Source organism: Geitlerinema sp. PCC 7407 (genome assembly GCF_000317045.1).
Lineage (GTDB): Bacteria > Cyanobacteriota > Cyanobacteriia > PCC-7407 > PCC-7407 > PCC-7407.
The window spans coordinates 1,776,192-1,793,053 of the sequence record NC_019703.1 but is presented as its reverse complement, the minus strand read 5'-3'; the positions used below and the strand labels follow the sequence as shown (position 1 = coordinate 1,793,053).

The window sequence follows — 16,862 nt, the reverse complement described above, 5'->3', positions numbered from 1 at the left end:
TCAGATCCTCAGCACTGGGCGATCGCCAGCAGCTTGGCCGCCACCGCCTCCGGCACCGGCATCACCGACAGCCGGTTGCCCCGCCGCACCACCCACAGTTCCTCGGGCTCAAAGGTTTGGCGCAGCTGGTCGAGGGAAATCAGGCCCGGAAACGCCGCCTGAAAGGCCAGACGCACCGTTTGCCAGCGGGGCTGGTCGGGGCTGGACTTGGGATCGTAGTAGGGGCTAGCCGGGTCGAACTGGCTCGGGTCATCGAGGGCCGTTTCGACCACCTGGGCCAGCCCCACAATGCCGGGGGGCGTCGTGTTGGAGTGGTAATAAAAGGCCAGGTCGCCCGGCACCATCGATCGCAGGAAGTTGCGCGCTTGGTAGTTGCGCACGCCGTCCCAGAGGGTCTGGCCGTCGCGGGCCAGATCCTGGAGGCTGTAGACGTCGGGCTCTGACTTCACAAGCCAGTAGGCCATAGCAAGTTTCTCGTCAGGGTAAGGGAGGCCCCCTATTCTAGCCGCCCGTTGCGCCAGTTGAGCGGCTGGCGCTTGCCGTCCTGGGTGACGAGAACCCCGCGACCGTCATACTGGCCGTTTTTGAAGGTGCCTTCGTAGCGATCGCCGTTGGGGTAGATACACACCCCCGGCCCGTTGAGGCTGCCGTTGACAAAGGTGCCCTCGCAGCGAGGACCGCTGGCGTAGGTGAATGTGCCCCGCCCCGATCGCTGGCCGTCTCGGAATTCGCCCTCGTAGCGGTTGCCGCCCGGAAACGTGCACCGGCCAATGCCGTTAAGGCTGCCGCCCCGGAAGGTGCCCTCGCAGCGAGTGGAATCAGCGTAGATGAACGCTCCCTGGCCCTCCCGCTGGCCGTCCTTGAACTCGCCCTCGTAGCGGTTGCCGCTGGGAAATTCGCACATGGCGCGGCCGTTGAGGGTGCCATTGGTAAAAGTGCCCTGGCAGCGCGTGCGATCGCTGAAAACCCAAAGCCCTGAGCCGCTGGGCCGCCCGTTTCTAAACTCGCCCTCGTAGCGATCGCCCGACGAAAAAGCGCACTGCCCCCGACCATTGAGCAGCTGATTTTCGAAGGTGCCCTGGCAGCGCGTACCGTCGCTAAAGGTAAACGTCCCCTGGCCGTGACGCAGGCCATTCTTGAACTCGCCCTCGTAGCGATTGCCGCTGGGATAAACGCACACACCGCGACCATTGAGCTTTCCGTCATCGCGGCGGCCCTCACACTGACGGCTCACCTGCGGCCCAGCCTGGGCAAAGGCCGCCGCCGGTGCCAAGAGGCCCGCAGTCGCCAAGACCACCAACAGGCCGCCACCGAGCAGGCGCGATCGCCCGGCTCCGCTCAACCCATGTCGCTCCACAGCCTTCAACTCAGCCATCTTTTTCTCTGAAATATCCTTTCAAACAGTGATGGTGGAACCGCTTACCATCAGGGGCGTCTTCCCCCTGAGTACAAACTGTCGCGAAACACTCAATAACTCTGTCTAAAACCTTGCGGATCAGGCATTATCCGGAGTGTTTGGTGAACTACACTCGCCCGTCTCCACAATTTTCGGGTTTTCTCGGCCAAAGGTAGATTCACAAAATCTATCGCTGGGACCGCTTAAGATTTGTTTAAGCTTTACCCCAAGCGCCGCGACCTGTTCTCTAGTATCCCAATCGCCGTCATTTGTTCCATGCTCTCGTTTTTGACGCTTTTGTCCTTGGCCCAAGCCAGCCCTATCGTTCCGGTTGCTGCGCCAAAACCCAAACTCGATCCCCTGCCGACCCAGGAAATCCTGCGTCCCCAGGAGGCAGTACCCACCGTAGACAGCCAGTTTCCGCCCATGGAAATTCTACAGCTTCAGGAAGTGCGGCCCCTGCCCGGCGACCTCGACGATGTCCCTGTGGTCAACAGCAACAGCCCCGAAGTCGTCAAAACCGAAGGTATCTTGCTCTCGACCTTTCCGGGCAGCGGCAAAGCTTTTCCAAACGCGCACCTCAATGTGCCCCTCGAAGGTCGCTTTGACATCTTCAGCCACCACATTTCCCGAGCCGAAACTCCGGCTGAAACGCGATCGCTCTTTCAGGGCCTGCTGGTGTTCAATCCGACCCGGCGCCCCATCACCCTCAATGTCTTGCAGGGAGCCACCTACCTCACCCGGCCCGACGCTTTGTTTGTAGAGCTGCCGGACTACGTGGATGATCCCCTCGGTACGGTGTACTCCGGCCCCGGCAGCCGCGCCATGAACGATGTCCTGCGCGGACGCCTGCGGAGCGGCTTGCCAGCGGTGGTAACCATTCCGCCCGGGGAGAGCTACATGCTGATGAATCTGCCCATTCCGGCGGGCAAGGTGACTCCCACCTCCAACGGGCGATCGACCTTGCTGCGTCTGCGGAGTAATGGGCCGGTGTACGTGGCGAGTTTGGCCATGTTTGCGCCCCAGAACCCGGACAAGACCGAGCGCATCCCCACCGTGGCAGAGTGGGAAAACCTGATTCGGACCGCGAATCTGGCAGGGCCGCGGGACATCCCGCCGACGACGCCCGGCACCAAGACGGGTCAGGTGATCTACGGTCGGGTGGCCGGCGTGGCCAAGGGCTCCCTGTGGAAGGCCCAGCTCACCGACTCAGCGAACGCCACAGACTTTACGATTCCGCCGCCGGGCCAGGCGATTTCCTACGGCCTCAGCCTCCTGGAGCGAGGCACCCTGGGCACGGGCCAGATCCAAAGTGCGCCCATGGTGGCGCGCTATGCCGACACGGCCTATTTGGCCAACGGCAACTACGGCATCGAGTACAGCCTGACATTGCCGCTGCACAATGCTCAGAAGACCGCGCAAACGGTAACGATCTCCCTGCAAACCCCCATCAAAGAAGAGCAAATTGAGGGGGGGCTCCTGTTCTTTGACCAGCCGCCCCAGCGTATCTTTTTCCGGGGACCGGTGCGGATACGCTATAACGATGACCAAAATCGGCCCCAAACGCGCTTTGTGCACATTGTTCAGCGGCGCGGTCAGCGAGGGGAGCCCCTAGTGAAGCTAACGCTGCCCCCCGATGCCCGCCGATTGGTGCACGTTGATCTTCTGTATCCGCCGGACGCGACGCCGCCCCAGGTTCTGACGGTTGAGACTCTGGCTCCTGGATCTTGAGGGGCGATCGCCCCTCGACATCGCCGTAATCCGCTGCCCCTCTAGGGCAGAATAGAAATACTTAGTTACAAAATGCTCCCCGGGGAGGCTGTGGCCTGCTGCGAAATGCTGCGCTCGTAGCGTGGCTGACAGTCTGGCCCATCCCAGCCGTGAAGAATTGGCAAGACAGGCCAAGTGTGTACTGGTGCTTATAGAAGGAGAATGCAGAAGATGTTGGAAGCGTATCGTCAACACGCGGCAGAACGGGAAGCCCTGGGAATTCCGCCGCTGCCGTTGACAGCCGAGCAAACGGCGGATTTGTGTGAATTGCTCAAAAATCCTCCCGCCGGCGAAGCGGAAACGTTGCTGCACCTGTTGCGCGATCGCATTCCCCCCGGAGTCGACCAGGCCTCCTACGTGAAGGCGTCCTTTTTGACGGCGATCGCCCAGGGCAGCGCCACCAGCCCCCTGGTCTCCCCCCAAGAAGCCGTCGAGCTGCTGGGCACCATGATGGGCGGCTACAATGTCCAGGCCCTAGTGGACCTGCTCCAGTCCCCCGAAGCGGCGATCGCCCAGGGCGCCGCCGACTCCCTCAAGAAAACCCTGCTGGTCTACGACGCCTTCAACGACGTCATCGAGCTAGCCAAAACCAACGCCTACGCCCAGCAAGTCATCGACTCTTGGGCCGCCGCCGACTGGTTCACCAGCAAGTCACCCCTACCCGAAACCATCACCGTCACGGTCTTCAAAGTGCCGGGCGAGACCAACACCGACGATCTCTCCCCCGCCACCCACGCCACCACCCGCCCCGACATTCCCCTCCACGCCCTGGCCATGCTGGAATCCCGCATGACCGATGCCCTGGAAACCATTAGCCAGCTCAAGGCCAAAGGCCATCCCCTGGCCTACGTCGGGGACGTCGTCGGCACCGGCTCCTCCCGCAAATCCGCCATCAACTCCGTCCTCTGGCACATCGGCCACGACATCCCCTTTGTGCCCAACAAGCGCTCCGGCGGCGTCATCCTCGGCAGCAAAATCGCCCCCATCTTCTTCAACACCGCCGAAGACTCGGGCGCGCTGCCCATCGAGTGCGACGTTTCGGGCCTGGAAACCGGCGACGTCATCACCATTCACCCCTACAAAGGGGAAATCACGAGCGAGAGCGGCGAAGTCCTCGCCACCTTCTCCCTCAAGCCCGAAACCATCCTGGATGAAGTGCGCGCTGGGGGCCGAATTCCGCTGCTGATCGGCCGCTCCCTCACCGACAAGACGCGCATGGCCCTGGGACTGCCCGTCAGCGACCTCTTCACCCGCCCCGCTGCCCCCGCAGACACCGGCACCGGCTTCACCCTCGCCCAGAAGATGGTCGGCCAGGCCTGCGGCCTGCCCGGCGTGCGGCCCGGCACCTCCTGCGAGCCCATCATGACCACCGTGGGGTCCCAGGACACCACCGGTCCCATGACCCGCGACGAAATGAAAGAGCTGGCCTGCCTGGGCTTCAGCGCTGACCTGGTCATGCAGAGCTTCTGCCACACCGCCGCCTATCCCAAGCCGGTGGACATCAAGACCCACCAGGATCTGCCCGACTTCTTTGCCCAGCGGGGCGGCGTCGCGCTGCGGCCTGGCGACGGCATCATCCACTCCTGGCTGAACCGGATGCTGCTGCCGGACACCGTGGGCACGGGCGGCGACTCCCACACCCGCTTCCCCCTGGGGATTTCTTTCCCGGCTGGGTCGGGTCTGGTGGCTTTTGCGGCGGCGATCGGCGCCATGCCCCTGGACATGCCCGAGTCTGTCTTAGTGCGCTTTAGCGGCAAGCTCCAGCCCGGCGTCACCCTGCGCGACGTGGTAAACGCCATTCCCCATGTGGCGATCCAGCAGGGGCTGCTGACCGTCGAGAAGCAAAACAAGCAGAACATCTTCTCAGGCCGGATCATGGAGATGGAAGGCCTGCCGGATCTCAAGGTGGAGCAAGCCTTTGAGCTGACGGACGCAACGGCAGAGCGCTCCTGCGCAGGCTGCACGATCAAGCTGAGCGAGGAGACGGTGGCGGAGTACCTGCGCTCCAATATCGCCCTGATGAAGAACATGATCGCCCGGGGCTATCAGGACGCTCGGACGCTGGCGCGACGCATCGCCAAGATGGAGGCGTGGCTGGCCAATCCCAGCCTGCTGTCGGCCGATGCAGACGCTGAGTACGCCCACGTCCTGGAGGTGAATCTGGATGAGATTCGCGAACCGCTGGTGGCCGCTCCCAACGATCCCGACAACATCAAGACGATGTCGGAGTGCGCTGGCGACCCGGTTCACGAGGTCTTCATTGGCTCTTGCATGACCAATATTGGCCACTATCGGGCTGCGGCGAAGGTGCTGGAGGGAGCAGGGCCGGCTAAGGCGCGGCTGTGGATCTGCCCGCCGACCCGCATGGATGAGCAAATCCTGCGCCAAGAGGGCTACTACAGCATCTTCGCGGCGTCGGGAGCGCGCCTAGAGATGCCGGGCTGCTCGCTGTGCATGGGCAACCAGGCCCGGGTGGCGGACAACGCGACGGTGTTCTCCACTTCGACCCGCAACTTCAACAACCGGATGGGCAAGGGAGCGCAGGTCTATCTGGGCTCGGCGGAGCTGGCGGCAGTGTGTGCGCTGCTGGGCCGAATTCCGACCCAGGAAGAGTACCTGGAGATCGTGACGAAGAAGATCGAGCCCCTGGAGGCTGACCTGTACCGCTACCTCAACTTCGACCAGATTGTGGGATTTGAGGATGAGGGTCGGGTGATTCCGAAGGAAATGGAGGCGAAGATCGAGGCGATCGCAAACGCCGGTCGCTAACTTAGCCCGCCAAAACACCCCTGTTAACTAAACCGAAGAGAGGAGGGCGATCGCCCTCCTCTCTTCGGTTTGATTGGATTAATTGGATTAATTGGATCTAGTTTGCTGAGGCTTTCGTGGCGCTCGGGAGGTCCGCAGAGGGGCTTTCGAGCCAGTCGTCTCCCACCCGGATCGTCAGGTCAGAGTTGATGTCGCCAACAGACGCCGCTTCAACGGCGCCAAAGCCCAGCATTCGCTTGAGGGCCTTCGCGCCGTCGAGGTCTCCCTGCTGCACGATGATCTGCGTCTGGCGCAGATCGTCGGGCCAGTCCTGGATGATGTAGACGTTGCGAATGCCTTGATCCCAGAGGTAATCTGCTACCTTTTCAGCCACTTCTGGTCGTCCCGTCGCGTTCTGGACGGCGATGCGCAGGGTGTCGAAGTCGCGATCGCCCTCTTGGCCGAGGAAGTCATCGCGGGCGATCGCGCTCTGGCCAAAGTACTGGGACATCACGCGATCGCGGCCCTCCGGATCCATCAGCCAGTAGCTCGCCACAAACTCGTTGGGACCGCTGAAACGCCCCGGCAGCATCACCATGCGAATATCGCTTTGATTCTCGATCTTGAGACCAAAATTGGCCAAGGCCAAGATTTCTTCCAGCGAGAGATTGGTGTCGATGTACTGCTGCATCACCTGAATAATCTTGGGCAGGCGGGGCAGCACGCTGGGGCTCGTCATCCGCTGCTGGATCGCCTTCACCAAAGCCTGCTGGCGCTGCACTCGGCCAATATCGCCATTGCCGTCATGACGAAAGCGGGCAAACTGCTCCGCCTGGTCGCCGTTGAGGGTCTGCCAGCCCTCTTCCAAGTCGATGGTCAGTTTTTGGGTCTGATCGACATACTCCATGCGCTCCGGCACAAACACCTCGACGCCGCCCAGCAGGTCCACCAGCTCGCGCAGGGCATTGGTGTTGAAGCGCAGATAGCGATCGACGGACACCTCATGCAGAGTGCGGCTCACGACCCGAGCCGCCAGCTCCGGGCCGCCAACCTCATTGGCATAGTTGATCTTGGCAATGCCCACATCTGGGATATTGACCTGGGTGTCACGAGGAATCGACAAAATGCTCAAGTTCTTCTTGCGGGGCTCTACGCGGACCAGCAGCATCGTGTCGCTGCGGCCAGCGAGCATCTCAGGAGTGCCGGGCTGAGCCTCTGGCACGCGGTCGATTCCCATGATCAGAAGATTGACGGGGCGCGTGATGCGGTACTGCAAGCCAAACTGCGTGCCATCGCGCTCAGCGACCGCCGTCGAGTTTTCGGTCGGGCCAACCCCCGGGTGGGGCACCAACAGAGCGGCGATCGCCCCTACCGTTGCCGAGGCCGAAGCCGTGATCAAAAATAAACAGCTCCACAGCAGCCAGCGGCGTGCGGGTTTGGGCTTGGGGGAGGGACGGGAAGGATTGCTCATGGAAGATGAGGACTCAGGCGCACAGCGGGCATTCGATGAAGTCGCGTCGGTATCCCTGCGTCGCTGAGTCGAGTCGGGATCAGAATTCGGAACGTGATTAACCTGCCTCACTCCTGCCACCACACCTTAGAGGGTTTGCATCACCGACAGCATATGTATACTTTCGTATACTCCTTAGCCTAGGCAATTATAGGCCCAGTCGCCTAGCAGGACATTGAGGATGATCCCACGTTAGACGAATTGTCAGCGGTTTGGCTGATTTTTACACCGCTAGCTCCTGGGAGTCCGGAGAAATTGGGCTTTAGAAAATCAGCTAGATTCCAGCATTCCGCAAGATATCAAGATTGTTTGCTCGTTAGAGCACAAGGCGATCAGGGATTGCTAGAACAAACGCGATCGCTGTTCGATGCAGGACATCTATGGTGAGCTGGACCGCAGAACAGATTTTGGCCCTTTCGCCCGACGCAAGCTCGACCAAAAACGGCAAGGGACTTGCCAGTTTGCAGAAGTGGAGCGGCTTGGGCAGGGCGGAGGATATCATCTGGGGCGAGTGCAAGGGCAGCGGCAAAGACCCCTACCGCACCCAGATCGACTGTCAAGAGCCAGCCTTCCGCTGTAGCTGCCCCAGCCGCAAGTTTCCGTGTAAACACGCACTTGGGCTGTTTTTATTGTTAGCCAGTCAGGCCTCTGCCTTTGCGGAGACCGACCCGCCGCCCTGGGTGGCGGAGTGGATCCAGGCGCGATCGCAGCAAGCGGTCAAAAAAGCCGAAAAGCAGCAGAAAGCCGCCACCGTCGACCCTGCTGCCCAGGCGAAACGGGTTGAAAAGCGGGAAGCCAAGATTCGGGCTGGCCTCGAGGACCTGACGCTGTGGATGCATGACCTGATTCGTCAGGGCCTGGGCAGCGTCCAGAGCCAGCCCTACGCCTTTTGGGACGGGCCAGCGGCGCGGCTGGTGGATGCCCAGGCCCCGGGCCTGGCGCGGCGGCTCAAAGAACTGGCCGGAATCGCCCACTCGGGGACGGGCTGGACCGAGCGGCTGCTGGCAGAGCTGGGCCAGCTGTATTTGCTGGTGGTGGGGTATCAGCGCCTTGAGGCGCACCCAGCGCCGCTGCAGGCCGACCTGCGGACGCTGGTGGGCTGGACCCAGAACCAGGAGGAGCTGCTGGCGATCGCCGCTGAGCCAGACTCGGGAGCCGAGAGCTGTCAGGACGTATGGCAGGTGCTGGGCAAGCAGGTTGAGGAAGAGGAGCGGCAAATGAAGGTGCAGCGGGTGTGGCTCTGGGGCCAAACCAGCGATCGCCCGGTGCTAGTTTTGAGCTTTGCCCACGGCAACTCTCCCCTGGACACCAGTCTGGTGCCGGGTTCTCAGATCGAGGCGGAGGTGGTGTTTTATCCCAGCAACTACCCCCTGCGCGGCGTGATCAAGGCCCGCCAGGGCGAATTGCAAGCCCTGACGGCCATGGCGGGCCACACGTCCATTGCCGATGCGATCGCCCACTACGGTCAGGCGATCGCCCGCAACCCCTGGCTTGAGCAGTTTCCCCTCCGCCTGGAGCAGGTGATTCCCTTCCAGGACGACGGCACCTGGTGGCTGCGGGATGCCGGAGGCACCGTGGCGCAGCTCAGCCCCCGCTTCATCCGTCCGTGGCACCTGTTGGCCTTTAGCGGCGGCCATCCCGTCGCCGTTTTTGGCGAGTGGAACGGGTCGGTCTTGATGCCCCTGAGCACCTGGGCCCACGGACAGTTTTGGCAATGTTAGGGCACAAACCCATGCAGCACTTCCGCAGAAGGAGCACTCGGTGAAATTTTGGGAAACCCTCGTGGGCATTGCTCTGTTGGGCACAGAGCGCCAGGGCGTCGAGCGACCCACCTCGGAGGACCCCCTGCTGGGTCTGATCGCCCAGCTCGATCCGGTCCAGCCCGAGCACACCGTGCTGAGCGCAGCCGGGGCGATCGCCCTGCATCGCCAGGCCGGTCAGCGCCCCTCCCTCAACCCCCAAGCCGCCCTGCCGATCCCCAGTGAGCCCGAAGTGTGGCCGCCCTGCCAAGGCCCTACGGTGCGTCACCTGGAGCTGGTGCTCAGCGGCGCGTACAGCGATCTGCTGCCGGAAATGGTGCAGCTCATGGTCCAGCACGGCTGGCGCGCTCCCGAGAACACGCTGCCAGACCTGCTGGAGCAGGGCCGCAACAACAGCCCGCTGCGAGAGGAGCTGCTGCACGTGGTTGGCAAGCGGGGGCGATGGCTAGCCGCCCAAAATCCCCAGTGGGAGTACGCAGCCGCAGACTGGAGCGGCCTGGAGGCGAACACATTGCCGCCAGATCTAGTTCAGGTCTGGGCCGCGAGCAATCGCACCACCCGGCAGATGCTGCTGCGGCTCTGGCGGTCCCAGGCTCCCAATCTGGCGCGCGAGCACCTGGCCGCTCACTGGGGCGCTGAAATGGCTCGCGATCGCGCCAAGCTGCTCGAAACCCTCCAGGTGGGCCTGTCTCCCGAGGATGAGGGCTTCCTGGAAGCAGCCCTAGACGATCGCAGCAAAGACGTGCGACGGGTCGCGGCAGACCTGCTGGTGCGGCTGCCGGGGTCGGCCTTCTGTCACCGCATGGTGGAGCGGGGGCGATCGCACCTCCGCCTGACGCTCGGGGGCGATCGCCCCCAGATCGCGGTCACTCCGCCCACCGCCTGCGGCCCCGACCTCCAGCGCGAGGGCCTCGACCCCAAGCCCCCCAGCGGCAAGGGCGAGAAGGCCTGGTGGCTCCAGCAGCTGGTGGGCAGCCTTCCCCTGACCTTCTGGAGCCAGAGCGCGCCGCCGGTGGCCATCGTCAGCGCCCTGCTCGACCACGACTGGCAAGGCCCGCTTTTGACGGGGTTAGCCTTGGCGGCGGAGCGCCAGGGCAGCGCCGCCTGGGCCGAAGCCCTGCTCACGGGGGCAGGCGATCGCCTCGATGCCACCCAAACCGCCGGACTGGCCGAAGTGCTGCCGAGCGATCGCCGAGAAGCTTGGCTAATGCAGCGGTTTGAGAGCACCCCGGCCAGTCCCGACGCCGACAACGCCCACTTCCTGTGGGCGGCCCAGTACCGCCGCGACTGGAGTGCTGGCTTTAGCCGCCAAATCATCGCCCGCATGGCCCACTACATCCAGCACGTCGAGCACACTCACTGGGAAATGCGGATGACCCTGCCAAAATTCGCCCGCTTCATGGCGCCCGACGCTGAGGTGATCGCCGATGCCCTGACCTTGGTGACAGCGGCGGAGGGGCGCTCTGACGGTTACTGGATCGAGCCAATGCAAAACTTTGTGGCCATGCTCCAGTTTCGCCAAGAGATGCACCACGCCTTTGGCGATCGCCCCTAGAGACCCCGCTGCCTGCTCCCTTGCCTCCACTTACCCTCTAAACACCATGCCAACCTCGAAAGCCAAAGCCAAACCCGCCCCTGAGCCCGCCACCGCTGTTTTGCGCCAGCACGCCGAGACCCAGTTTGCTGAGGAGCTGGAGGCGATCGCCGCCGTGGATACCCGCCACCGCCCGCCCAACTGGAAGCTCTCCCCCTGGGCCGTGTCCACCTATTTGCTGGGCGGCACCCTGGACAACGGCTTCGTGGTCTCGCCCAAGTACATCGGCAGCACCCGAATCATCGAAGTGGCGATCGCCACCCTCACCACCGATCGCGCCCTGCTGCTCTACGGCGTCCCCGGCACCGCCAAGTCCTGGGTCTCCGAGCACCTAGCCGCCGCCATCACCGGCGACTCCACCCTGCTGATCCAGGGCACCGCAGGCACCAGCGAAGAGGCCATCCGCTACGGCTGGAACTACGCCCGACTGCTGGCCGAAGGCCCCTCCATGGCCGCCCTGGTGCCCAGCCCCCTGATGAACGCCATGGAGGCAGGCAAGATCGCCCGCGTGGAGGAGCTGACCCGAATTCCAGCGGACGTCCAGGACACGCTGATCACCGTGCTCTCCGAGAAAACCCTGCCGATCGCCGAGCTGGGCCAAGAAGTGCAGGCCCGCAAAGGCTTTAACCTGATCGCCACCGCCAACAACCGAGACAAGGGGGTCAACGAGCTCTCCAGCGCCCTCAAGCGGCGCTTCAACACCGTGATCTTGCCGGTCCCAAGCACCAGCGACGAAGAGGTAGACATCGTGCAGCGGCGGGTCGAAAGCCTGGGCCGAGCCCTAGAGCTGCCCGCCGAGGCCCCGGCCCTGGAGGAAATTCGGCGGGTGGTGACGATCTTTCGGGAGCTGCGCAACGGCGTCTCCGAAGACGGCAAAACCAAGCTGAAGTCGCCCTCGGGAACCCTGAGCACCGCCGAAGCGATTTCGGTGGTCAGCAGCGGTCTGGCGCTGGCGGCGCACTTCGGGGATGGCCGACTGGGAGCAGAGGACTTGGCCGCTGGCATCCTGGGTGCCGTGGTGAAAGACCCCGTCCAGGATACGGTGGTCTGGAAGGAGTACCTGGAGGCCGTAGTGAAGGAGCGCGACGGCTGGAAAGACATTTATCGGGCCTGCCGTGAGTTGTCCTAGCGCCCTTTCCCTGCCCCAAGGAGCCCACGCCCATGGCTGAGTCTGTACAGATTTTTGGCATTCGGCACCACGGCCCCGGGTCGGCCCGCAGCTTGGTGCGATCGCTCACGGCGATGGCGCCGGACGTGATCCTCATCGAAGGCCCCCCAGAAGCCAATGAGGTCTTGCCGCTGGCAGCGATCGCCGGTATGCGTCCCCCGGTGGCGCTGCTGGTCTACGCGCCGGAGTCTCCCCAAGCAGCGGCCTACTATCCTTTTGCGGTCTTTTCGCCGGAGTGGCAGGCGATCCAGTACGGCCTGAAGCACCAGATTCCCGTGCGGATGATCGACTTGCCCCAAACCCACCAGCTCGCCCTGCGGGCCGCCAAAGCGCCCCCCGAGGGCGAGCCCCCGACCGAGCCCGCCGCCGAGGCCAGCGAGCCATCGCCAGACACGCCCGATGACCCAAAGGCTACCGCCGCCGAAACCGGTGAGGAATCCCCTGCCCTGCACCAAGATCCGCTCTTTTGGCTGGCCCAAGCGGCGGGCTACACCGACAGCGAGCAGTGGTGGGAAGCGCTGGTGGAGCAGCGCCAGGACAGCACCGATGTTTTTCTGGCAATTCAGGAAGCCATTACCGAGCTGCGCCAAACCCTAGAGCGCGATCACCCTTTGCCCACGGTGGATACGGCCACCACGGCAGATCCCCAGGAGCTGCGAGAAGCCCAGCGGGAAGCGTTTATGCGCCAGAGCCTGCGTCAGGCCCAAAAAGAGGGCTTCCAGCGGATCGCCATCGTTTGCGGGGCGTGGCACGTGCCCGCCCTGGCCAGCCCCCTGCCCCCCGCCAAACAGGACAGCGCCCTGCTCAAGGGCCTGCCCAAAATCAAGGTCGAGGCGACCTGGGTGCCCTGGACCTATGGCCGGCTGGCCCTGGGCAGCGGCTACGGCGCCGGCATTCACGCCCCCGGCTGGTACCACCACCTGTGGACGGCCCGCGACCAGATCACCACGCGCTGGCTGACCCAGGTGGCGCGGCGACTGCGACGCGAAGATCTGGATGCTTCGTCGGCCAGCGTGATCGAGGCGGTGCGCCTCGCCGAAGCCCTGGCGGCCCTGCGCGATCGCCCGCTGCCCAGCCTCGACGAGCTCAACGAAGCGGCCCAGACGGTGCTGTGCTTTGGCGATGCCATGCCGATGCGCCTGATCCACGAGGGCCTGATCATCAGCGATCGCCTGGGGCACGTGCCGCCGGAAACCCCGATGGTGCCGATTTTGCAAGACTTTCGGCGACTCCAGCGCCGCCTGAAGCTGCCCGATCGCACCGAACCCAAGAAGCCCCTAGAGCTGGATTTGCGCCAGCCCACGGGCCTTGAGCGGTCCTATTTGCTCCACCGGCTGCGGCTGCTGAATATTCCCTGGGGCGATCGCCAGCGCACCAGCAGCAAAGGCACCTTCAAGGAAGCCTGGCGGCTGGACTGGAAACCGGAGTTGGCGATCGCCTTCATCGAGGCCAGTCAGTGGGGCACCAACCTCTACGAAGCGGCCAGCCAGTACGCGTCCCACTGCGCCGACACCGCGCCGAACCTGCCCAGCCTGACTGAGCTCCTCGACCAGGTCCTGCTGGCGGCCCTGCCCGAGGCCACCACCCACCTGATGGAGCGCCTCCAGGAGGAGGCCGCCGTCGCCAGCGACGTGGTCCACCTGATGGGGGCACTGCCGCCCCTGGCCAATCTGCTGCGCTACAGCGATGTGCGCCAAACCGACACCCGCATCGTGTCCCACGTCGTCGATGGGCTGGTGGTGCGGATTTGCATCGGCTTGCCCCTGGCCTGCGCCTCCCTCAACGACGCGGCGGCCCTGGAGATGTTCAAGCATCTGATCACCACCCACAGCACCCTCAAGCTGCTGCAAAACGAAGAGCACCTCAGCACGTGGCGATCGCTCCTCCAGCAGATGGCGGACCAGGAAACCCTTCATGGGCTGCTGGCGGGCCGCTGCTGTCGCCTGCTCCTCGACGATGGCCTGCTCTCGCCCGAGGACACCGCCCGCCGCATGGGGCTGGCGCTGTCGGTGGCCGTCGAGCCGGTCCACGCAGCGGCCTGGGTGGAGGGATTCTTGCAGGGGAGCGGCCTAATGCTGCTCCACGACGAGGCGATCTGGCAGGTGCTCGATCGCTGGGTGATCTCCCTGGGCGCTGAGACCTTTGTGACCTTGCTGCCCCTGCTGCGCCGCACCTTTACGACCTTCCCCATCGGCGAGCGCCGCCAAATGGCCGATCGCATCCAGCAGGGCGGTTTGGCCCGCGGCCCCCAGACCACGGCCCGCTTTGACGAGGCGACCTTCGATCGCGATCGCGCCGATGCGGTGCTGCCCCTGGTGGCCCAGCTTCTCGGCCTCCGGTTTCCCTAGCTTTGGTTGACGACCTGCCCTCTTTTGGAAAGATTTCATGGACGAAAACGAACGACTCCGGCGCTGGCGCTTGATCCTGGGCGGCGATGCCGCAGGCAGTCTGTGCAGCGGCGGTCCCGGCGAGGGCGAGGGCTCAGGCGATCGCCTCAGTGAGGGCGATCGCGCCATGGATCTGGCCCTGGAGGCCCTCTACGATCGCCGCAGCCTGGGGAGCGATCGCCAGGGCGGCCTCGGCGGCTCCGCTCCCAATGTTGCCCGCTGGCTCGGCGACATCCGCACCTACTTCCCCACCTCCGTCGTCCGGGTCATGCAGCAGGACGCCCTCGAGCGGCTCAACCTCCAGCAGATGCTCCTAGAGCCAGAAATGCTCCAGGCCGTCCAGCCCGACGTCCATCTGGTGGCCAACCTGATCGCCCTGGGCAGCATCATGCCCACCGAAACCAAAGAAACCGCTCGGGCCGTGGTACAGCAGGTGGTCGATGAGCTCCTGCGCAAGCTCTCCAGTCCCATGGAGCAGGCCGTCAAGGGCAGCCTCAACCGAGCCCTGCGCAACCGCCGCCCCCGCCACAACGAAATCGACTGGCAGCGCACCATCCGGGCCAACCTGCGACACTACCAGCCCGAGTACCGCACCATCATTCCAGAAACCCGCATCGGCTTTGGCCGCAAGCGATCGGCCCTGCGAGACATTATTTTGTGCGTGGACCAAAGCGGCTCCATGGCCACCTCCGTTGTCTACGCCAGCATTTTCGCCGCCGTCCTGGCGTCCCTGCCCGCCGTCAAAACCCAGCTAGTTGTCTTTGACACCTCCATCGTGGATCTCACCGAGATGCTCCAAGACCCCATCGAGGTCCTCTTTGGGACGCAGCTGGGCGGCGGCACCGACATCAACCGGGCGCTGGGGTACTGCCAGGGCCTAATTCGCAAGCCCCAGGAAACGGTGCTGGTGCTGATCAGCGACCTCTACGAAGGCGGCAACCCCCAGGAAATGCTCAAGCGCGTGGGGGCGATCGCCGCTTCGGGGGTCCAGTTCATCACCCTCCTCGCCCTCAATGACGACGGCGCGCCCTACTTTGACCACAACCACGCCGCCAAATTCGCCGCCCTCGGCGTCCCTTCCTTTGCCTGCACGCCGGACCAGTTCCCCGACCTCATGGCCGCTGCCCTTAGTCGCCAGGACATCGGCCAGTGGGCCGCCAAGCAAAGTATCGTCACCAGCCGCGCCAAGGACTGATTTCCGCTTCCGCTCACCCGATGGAGGCGCAAAATAATTTAGCCGGGAGGCGAAATTTTTGCAGATGGCATACAGTACCCTAGAGTCTTGTCACGAAGCTGCACCGAGGCCAAACGAATGACGGTAATCCCGGAGGTCGTATTAGAAGATGGAAAGCGAGCCTTCGAGCGGTTTGCAAAGGGACTGCGCACCGGCGATTGGGAGCCTTTCCTCGAAATTCTGACGGACGACTTCACCTTCACTTTTCCTGCCGGAGCCTTTCAGGGCGTGAATGTGGGCAAAGATCGCGCTCGCGAGTTTTTTCAATACGTTTCGGACCTGTTTGAAGGGGGTCTAGAAACAGAAATACAGCGCATTACCTACAGCGGTTCAACGGTAGTTTTTGAGCTCGCGTCCCAAGGAAATTTAAAGGGCCAAGCTTACAACAATCAAGTTGCAGTTTCCTTTGATTTGCAGGGCGATCGCGTGTGTGCTTACCGAGAGTATTTTAGTCTGGCCTATCGCCCTGACTCAGGCCAGACCCAGGGCTAATTTTTTTCGCTCTAAGAGGGCGATCGCCATCCTTGATTTTTGATCTATTCATCGACACTTCAAAATCCCCAAAATAGCCCTCATCTCTGGCTTTTCTCTTCTGACAAAGGAGAGATCAACACTCAGAAATGAGGGCTATCGAGTTTCGGCTGACAATGCCTGGATCGGTGAAGGGTTTCGTGAAGGGCGATCGCCCTTCACGGGGGTTTAGCCGCTCTAGATGACGCCTGGCCCCTTGCCGCGCCGGTCTCCCTTCATGGTCAGCTTACCGTCTTCGTCGGTTTCCTGAATTTCTGCTAATTCTTCTTCTCGCTCAGCTTTTTCAGCGTCTTCTTCTGCGCGCAGATCGCCCGGCGTCTCTACATACATTTCCGGCTCGATGGCGTAGTTATTCATCAGACCTTCACGGTCCATGGTGTAGCCACCCGCAGTATCAATGCTGTCTTCATGGTCGGGTTTTTGCTTGAAGTTTTGACCTTCTCGCTCGATGCGAGCAGCCGTTTCGGCAGGCACGATATGAGGATCGTAAGTTTCGTTAGAAACGTTGTTTTCGTGAGAAGTTTTCTTTTGCTGATCCGTCATTTATGAACTCTCCTGAGCAAATTAATCGTTTTCTTTTGATGTTTACAGCATCTGATCATTCACCCCTCTTGGCATCTATCAAAGGATGAGGCGATCGGATAGAAATCGGTCGAGAAACCACCGGCTTTTAGGCAATTTGGCCAGGTTTTCAAGAAGATCATCCGTTAGAAATAGATCTTTAAGGCGCTCGCTGTGAGGGATTCACTCGCACCATGGCTGGG

Annotated in this window: 12 protein-coding genes; 8 read left to right on the top strand and 4 right to left on the bottom strand. The window is 62.8% G+C overall.

Annotated features, from left to right (window positions below; all coding sequences use genetic code 11):
- Positions 1 to 8: 8 nt before the first annotated feature.
- Together GEI7407_RS07610 and GEI7407_RS07605 are read right to left on the bottom strand one after the other, a co-directional pair.
- Complete coding sequence (locus tag GEI7407_RS07610) at positions 9 to 464, bottom strand: EVE domain-containing protein (RefSeq protein ID WP_015171560.1); 456 nt, start codon at positions 462 to 464, stop codon at positions 9 to 11.
- 32 nt (positions 465 to 496) lie between these two features.
- Positions 497 to 1,375 carry an MORN repeat-containing protein gene (locus GEI7407_RS07605; RefSeq protein WP_015171559.1) on the bottom strand — a complete coding sequence of 293 codons (879 nt, stop codon included), beginning with the start codon at positions 1,373 to 1,375 and terminating at the stop codon, positions 497 to 499.
- Between the two features lie 297 nt (positions 1,376 to 1,672).
- On the opposite strand from GEI7407_RS07605, the gene GEI7407_RS07600 reads away from it, so the two are divergent.
- Both GEI7407_RS07600 and acnB read left to right on the top strand, forming a co-directional pair.
- Positions 1,673 to 3,127 carry a DUF3370 domain-containing protein gene (locus GEI7407_RS07600; protein ID WP_015171558.1) on the top strand — a complete coding sequence of 485 codons (1,455 nt, stop codon included), beginning with the start codon at positions 1,673 to 1,675 and terminating at the stop codon, positions 3,125 to 3,127.
- A gap of 210 nt (positions 3,128 to 3,337) precedes the next feature.
- Positions 3,338 to 5,935, top strand: coding sequence for a bifunctional aconitate hydratase 2/2-methylisocitrate dehydratase (gene acnB, locus GEI7407_RS07595; RefSeq protein ID WP_015171557.1), 2,598 nt, complete (start codon positions 3,338 to 3,340; stop codon positions 5,933 to 5,935).
- Positions 5,936 to 6,032: 97 nt separating this feature from the next.
- Here the strand turns inward: acnB and GEI7407_RS07590 are convergent, their stop codons facing one another.
- Positions 6,033 to 7,385 carry an LCP family protein gene (locus GEI7407_RS07590; RefSeq protein WP_015171556.1) on the bottom strand — a complete coding sequence of 451 codons (1,353 nt, stop codon included), beginning with the start codon at positions 7,383 to 7,385 and terminating at the stop codon, positions 6,033 to 6,035.
- Between the two features lie 419 nt (positions 7,386 to 7,804).
- On the opposite strand from GEI7407_RS07590, the gene GEI7407_RS07585 reads away from it, so the two are divergent.
- The 6 genes from GEI7407_RS07585 to GEI7407_RS07560 all read left to right on the top strand — a co-directional run bounded on the left by GEI7407_RS07585 (position 7,805) and on the right by GEI7407_RS07560 (position 16,059).
- The gene (locus GEI7407_RS07585; RefSeq protein ID WP_015171555.1) at positions 7,805 to 9,145 is read left to right on the top strand and encodes an SWIM zinc finger domain-containing protein; all 1,341 of its coding nucleotides are present in this window, start codon (positions 7,805 to 7,807) and stop codon (positions 9,143 to 9,145) included.
- Positions 9,146 to 9,185: 40 nt separating this feature from the next.
- The gene (locus tag GEI7407_RS19405; RefSeq protein ID WP_015171554.1) at positions 9,186 to 10,739 is read left to right on the top strand and encodes a DUF5691 domain-containing protein; all 1,554 of its coding nucleotides are present in this window, start codon (positions 9,186 to 9,188) and stop codon (positions 10,737 to 10,739) included.
- A 46-nt stretch (positions 10,740 to 10,785) separates the two neighbouring features.
- Positions 10,786 to 11,907, top strand: a complete 1,122-nt coding sequence (locus GEI7407_RS07575) for an AAA family ATPase (protein ID WP_015171553.1) — start codon at positions 10,786 to 10,788, stop codon at positions 11,905 to 11,907.
- A 32-nt stretch (positions 11,908 to 11,939) separates the two neighbouring features.
- The gene (locus GEI7407_RS07570; protein WP_015171552.1) at positions 11,940 to 14,294 is read left to right on the top strand and encodes a DUF5682 family protein; all 2,355 of its coding nucleotides are present in this window, start codon (positions 11,940 to 11,942) and stop codon (positions 14,292 to 14,294) included.
- Positions 14,295 to 14,331: 37 nt separating this feature from the next.
- The gene (locus tag GEI7407_RS07565) at positions 14,332 to 15,528 is read left to right on the top strand and encodes a VWA domain-containing protein (protein WP_015171551.1); all 1,197 of its coding nucleotides are present in this window, start codon (positions 14,332 to 14,334) and stop codon (positions 15,526 to 15,528) included.
- Positions 15,529 to 15,645: 117 nt separating this feature from the next.
- Positions 15,646 to 16,059, top strand: a complete 414-nt coding sequence (locus GEI7407_RS07560) for a nuclear transport factor 2 family protein (RefSeq protein WP_015171550.1) — start codon at positions 15,646 to 15,648, stop codon at positions 16,057 to 16,059.
- A 216-nt stretch (positions 16,060 to 16,275) separates the two neighbouring features.
- Here the strand turns inward: GEI7407_RS07560 and GEI7407_RS07555 are convergent, their stop codons facing one another.
- Positions 16,276 to 16,641, bottom strand: a complete 366-nt coding sequence (locus GEI7407_RS07555; protein WP_015171549.1) for a hypothetical protein — start codon at positions 16,639 to 16,641, stop codon at positions 16,276 to 16,278.
- Between the last annotated feature and the right edge of the window lie 221 nt (positions 16,642 to 16,862).

Excerpts from the sequence above, each read along its gene's own strand:
- GEI7407_RS07610 (WP_015171560.1), bottom strand. The coding sequence starts at position 464 with ATGGCCTACTGGCTTGTGAAGTCAGAGCCCGACGTCTACAGCCTCCAG.
- GEI7407_RS07605 (WP_015171559.1), bottom strand. The coding sequence starts at position 1,375 with ATGGCTGAGTTGAAGGCTGTGGAGCGACATGGGTTGAGCGGAGCCGGG.
- GEI7407_RS07600 (WP_015171558.1), top strand. The coding sequence starts at position 1,673 with ATGCTCTCGTTTTTGACGCTTTTGTCCTTGGCCCAAGCCAGCCCTATC.
- acnB (WP_015171557.1), top strand. The coding sequence starts at position 3,338 with ATGTTGGAAGCGTATCGTCAACACGCGGCAGAACGGGAAGCCCTGGGA.
- GEI7407_RS07590 (WP_015171556.1), bottom strand. The coding sequence starts at position 7,385 with ATGAGCAATCCTTCCCGTCCCTCCCCCAAGCCCAAACCCGCACGCCGC.
- GEI7407_RS07585 (WP_015171555.1), top strand. The coding sequence starts at position 7,805 with ATGGTGAGCTGGACCGCAGAACAGATTTTGGCCCTTTCGCCCGACGCA.
- GEI7407_RS07575 (WP_015171553.1), top strand. The coding sequence starts at position 10,786 with ATGCCAACCTCGAAAGCCAAAGCCAAACCCGCCCCTGAGCCCGCCACC.
- GEI7407_RS07570 (WP_015171552.1), top strand. The coding sequence starts at position 11,940 with ATGGCTGAGTCTGTACAGATTTTTGGCATTCGGCACCACGGCCCCGGG.
- GEI7407_RS07565 (WP_015171551.1), top strand. The coding sequence starts at position 14,332 with ATGGACGAAAACGAACGACTCCGGCGCTGGCGCTTGATCCTGGGCGGC.
- GEI7407_RS07560 (WP_015171550.1), top strand. The coding sequence starts at position 15,646 with ATGACGGTAATCCCGGAGGTCGTATTAGAAGATGGAAAGCGAGCCTTC.
- GEI7407_RS07555 (WP_015171549.1), bottom strand. The coding sequence starts at position 16,641 with ATGACGGATCAGCAAAAGAAAACTTCTCACGAAAACAACGTTTCTAAC.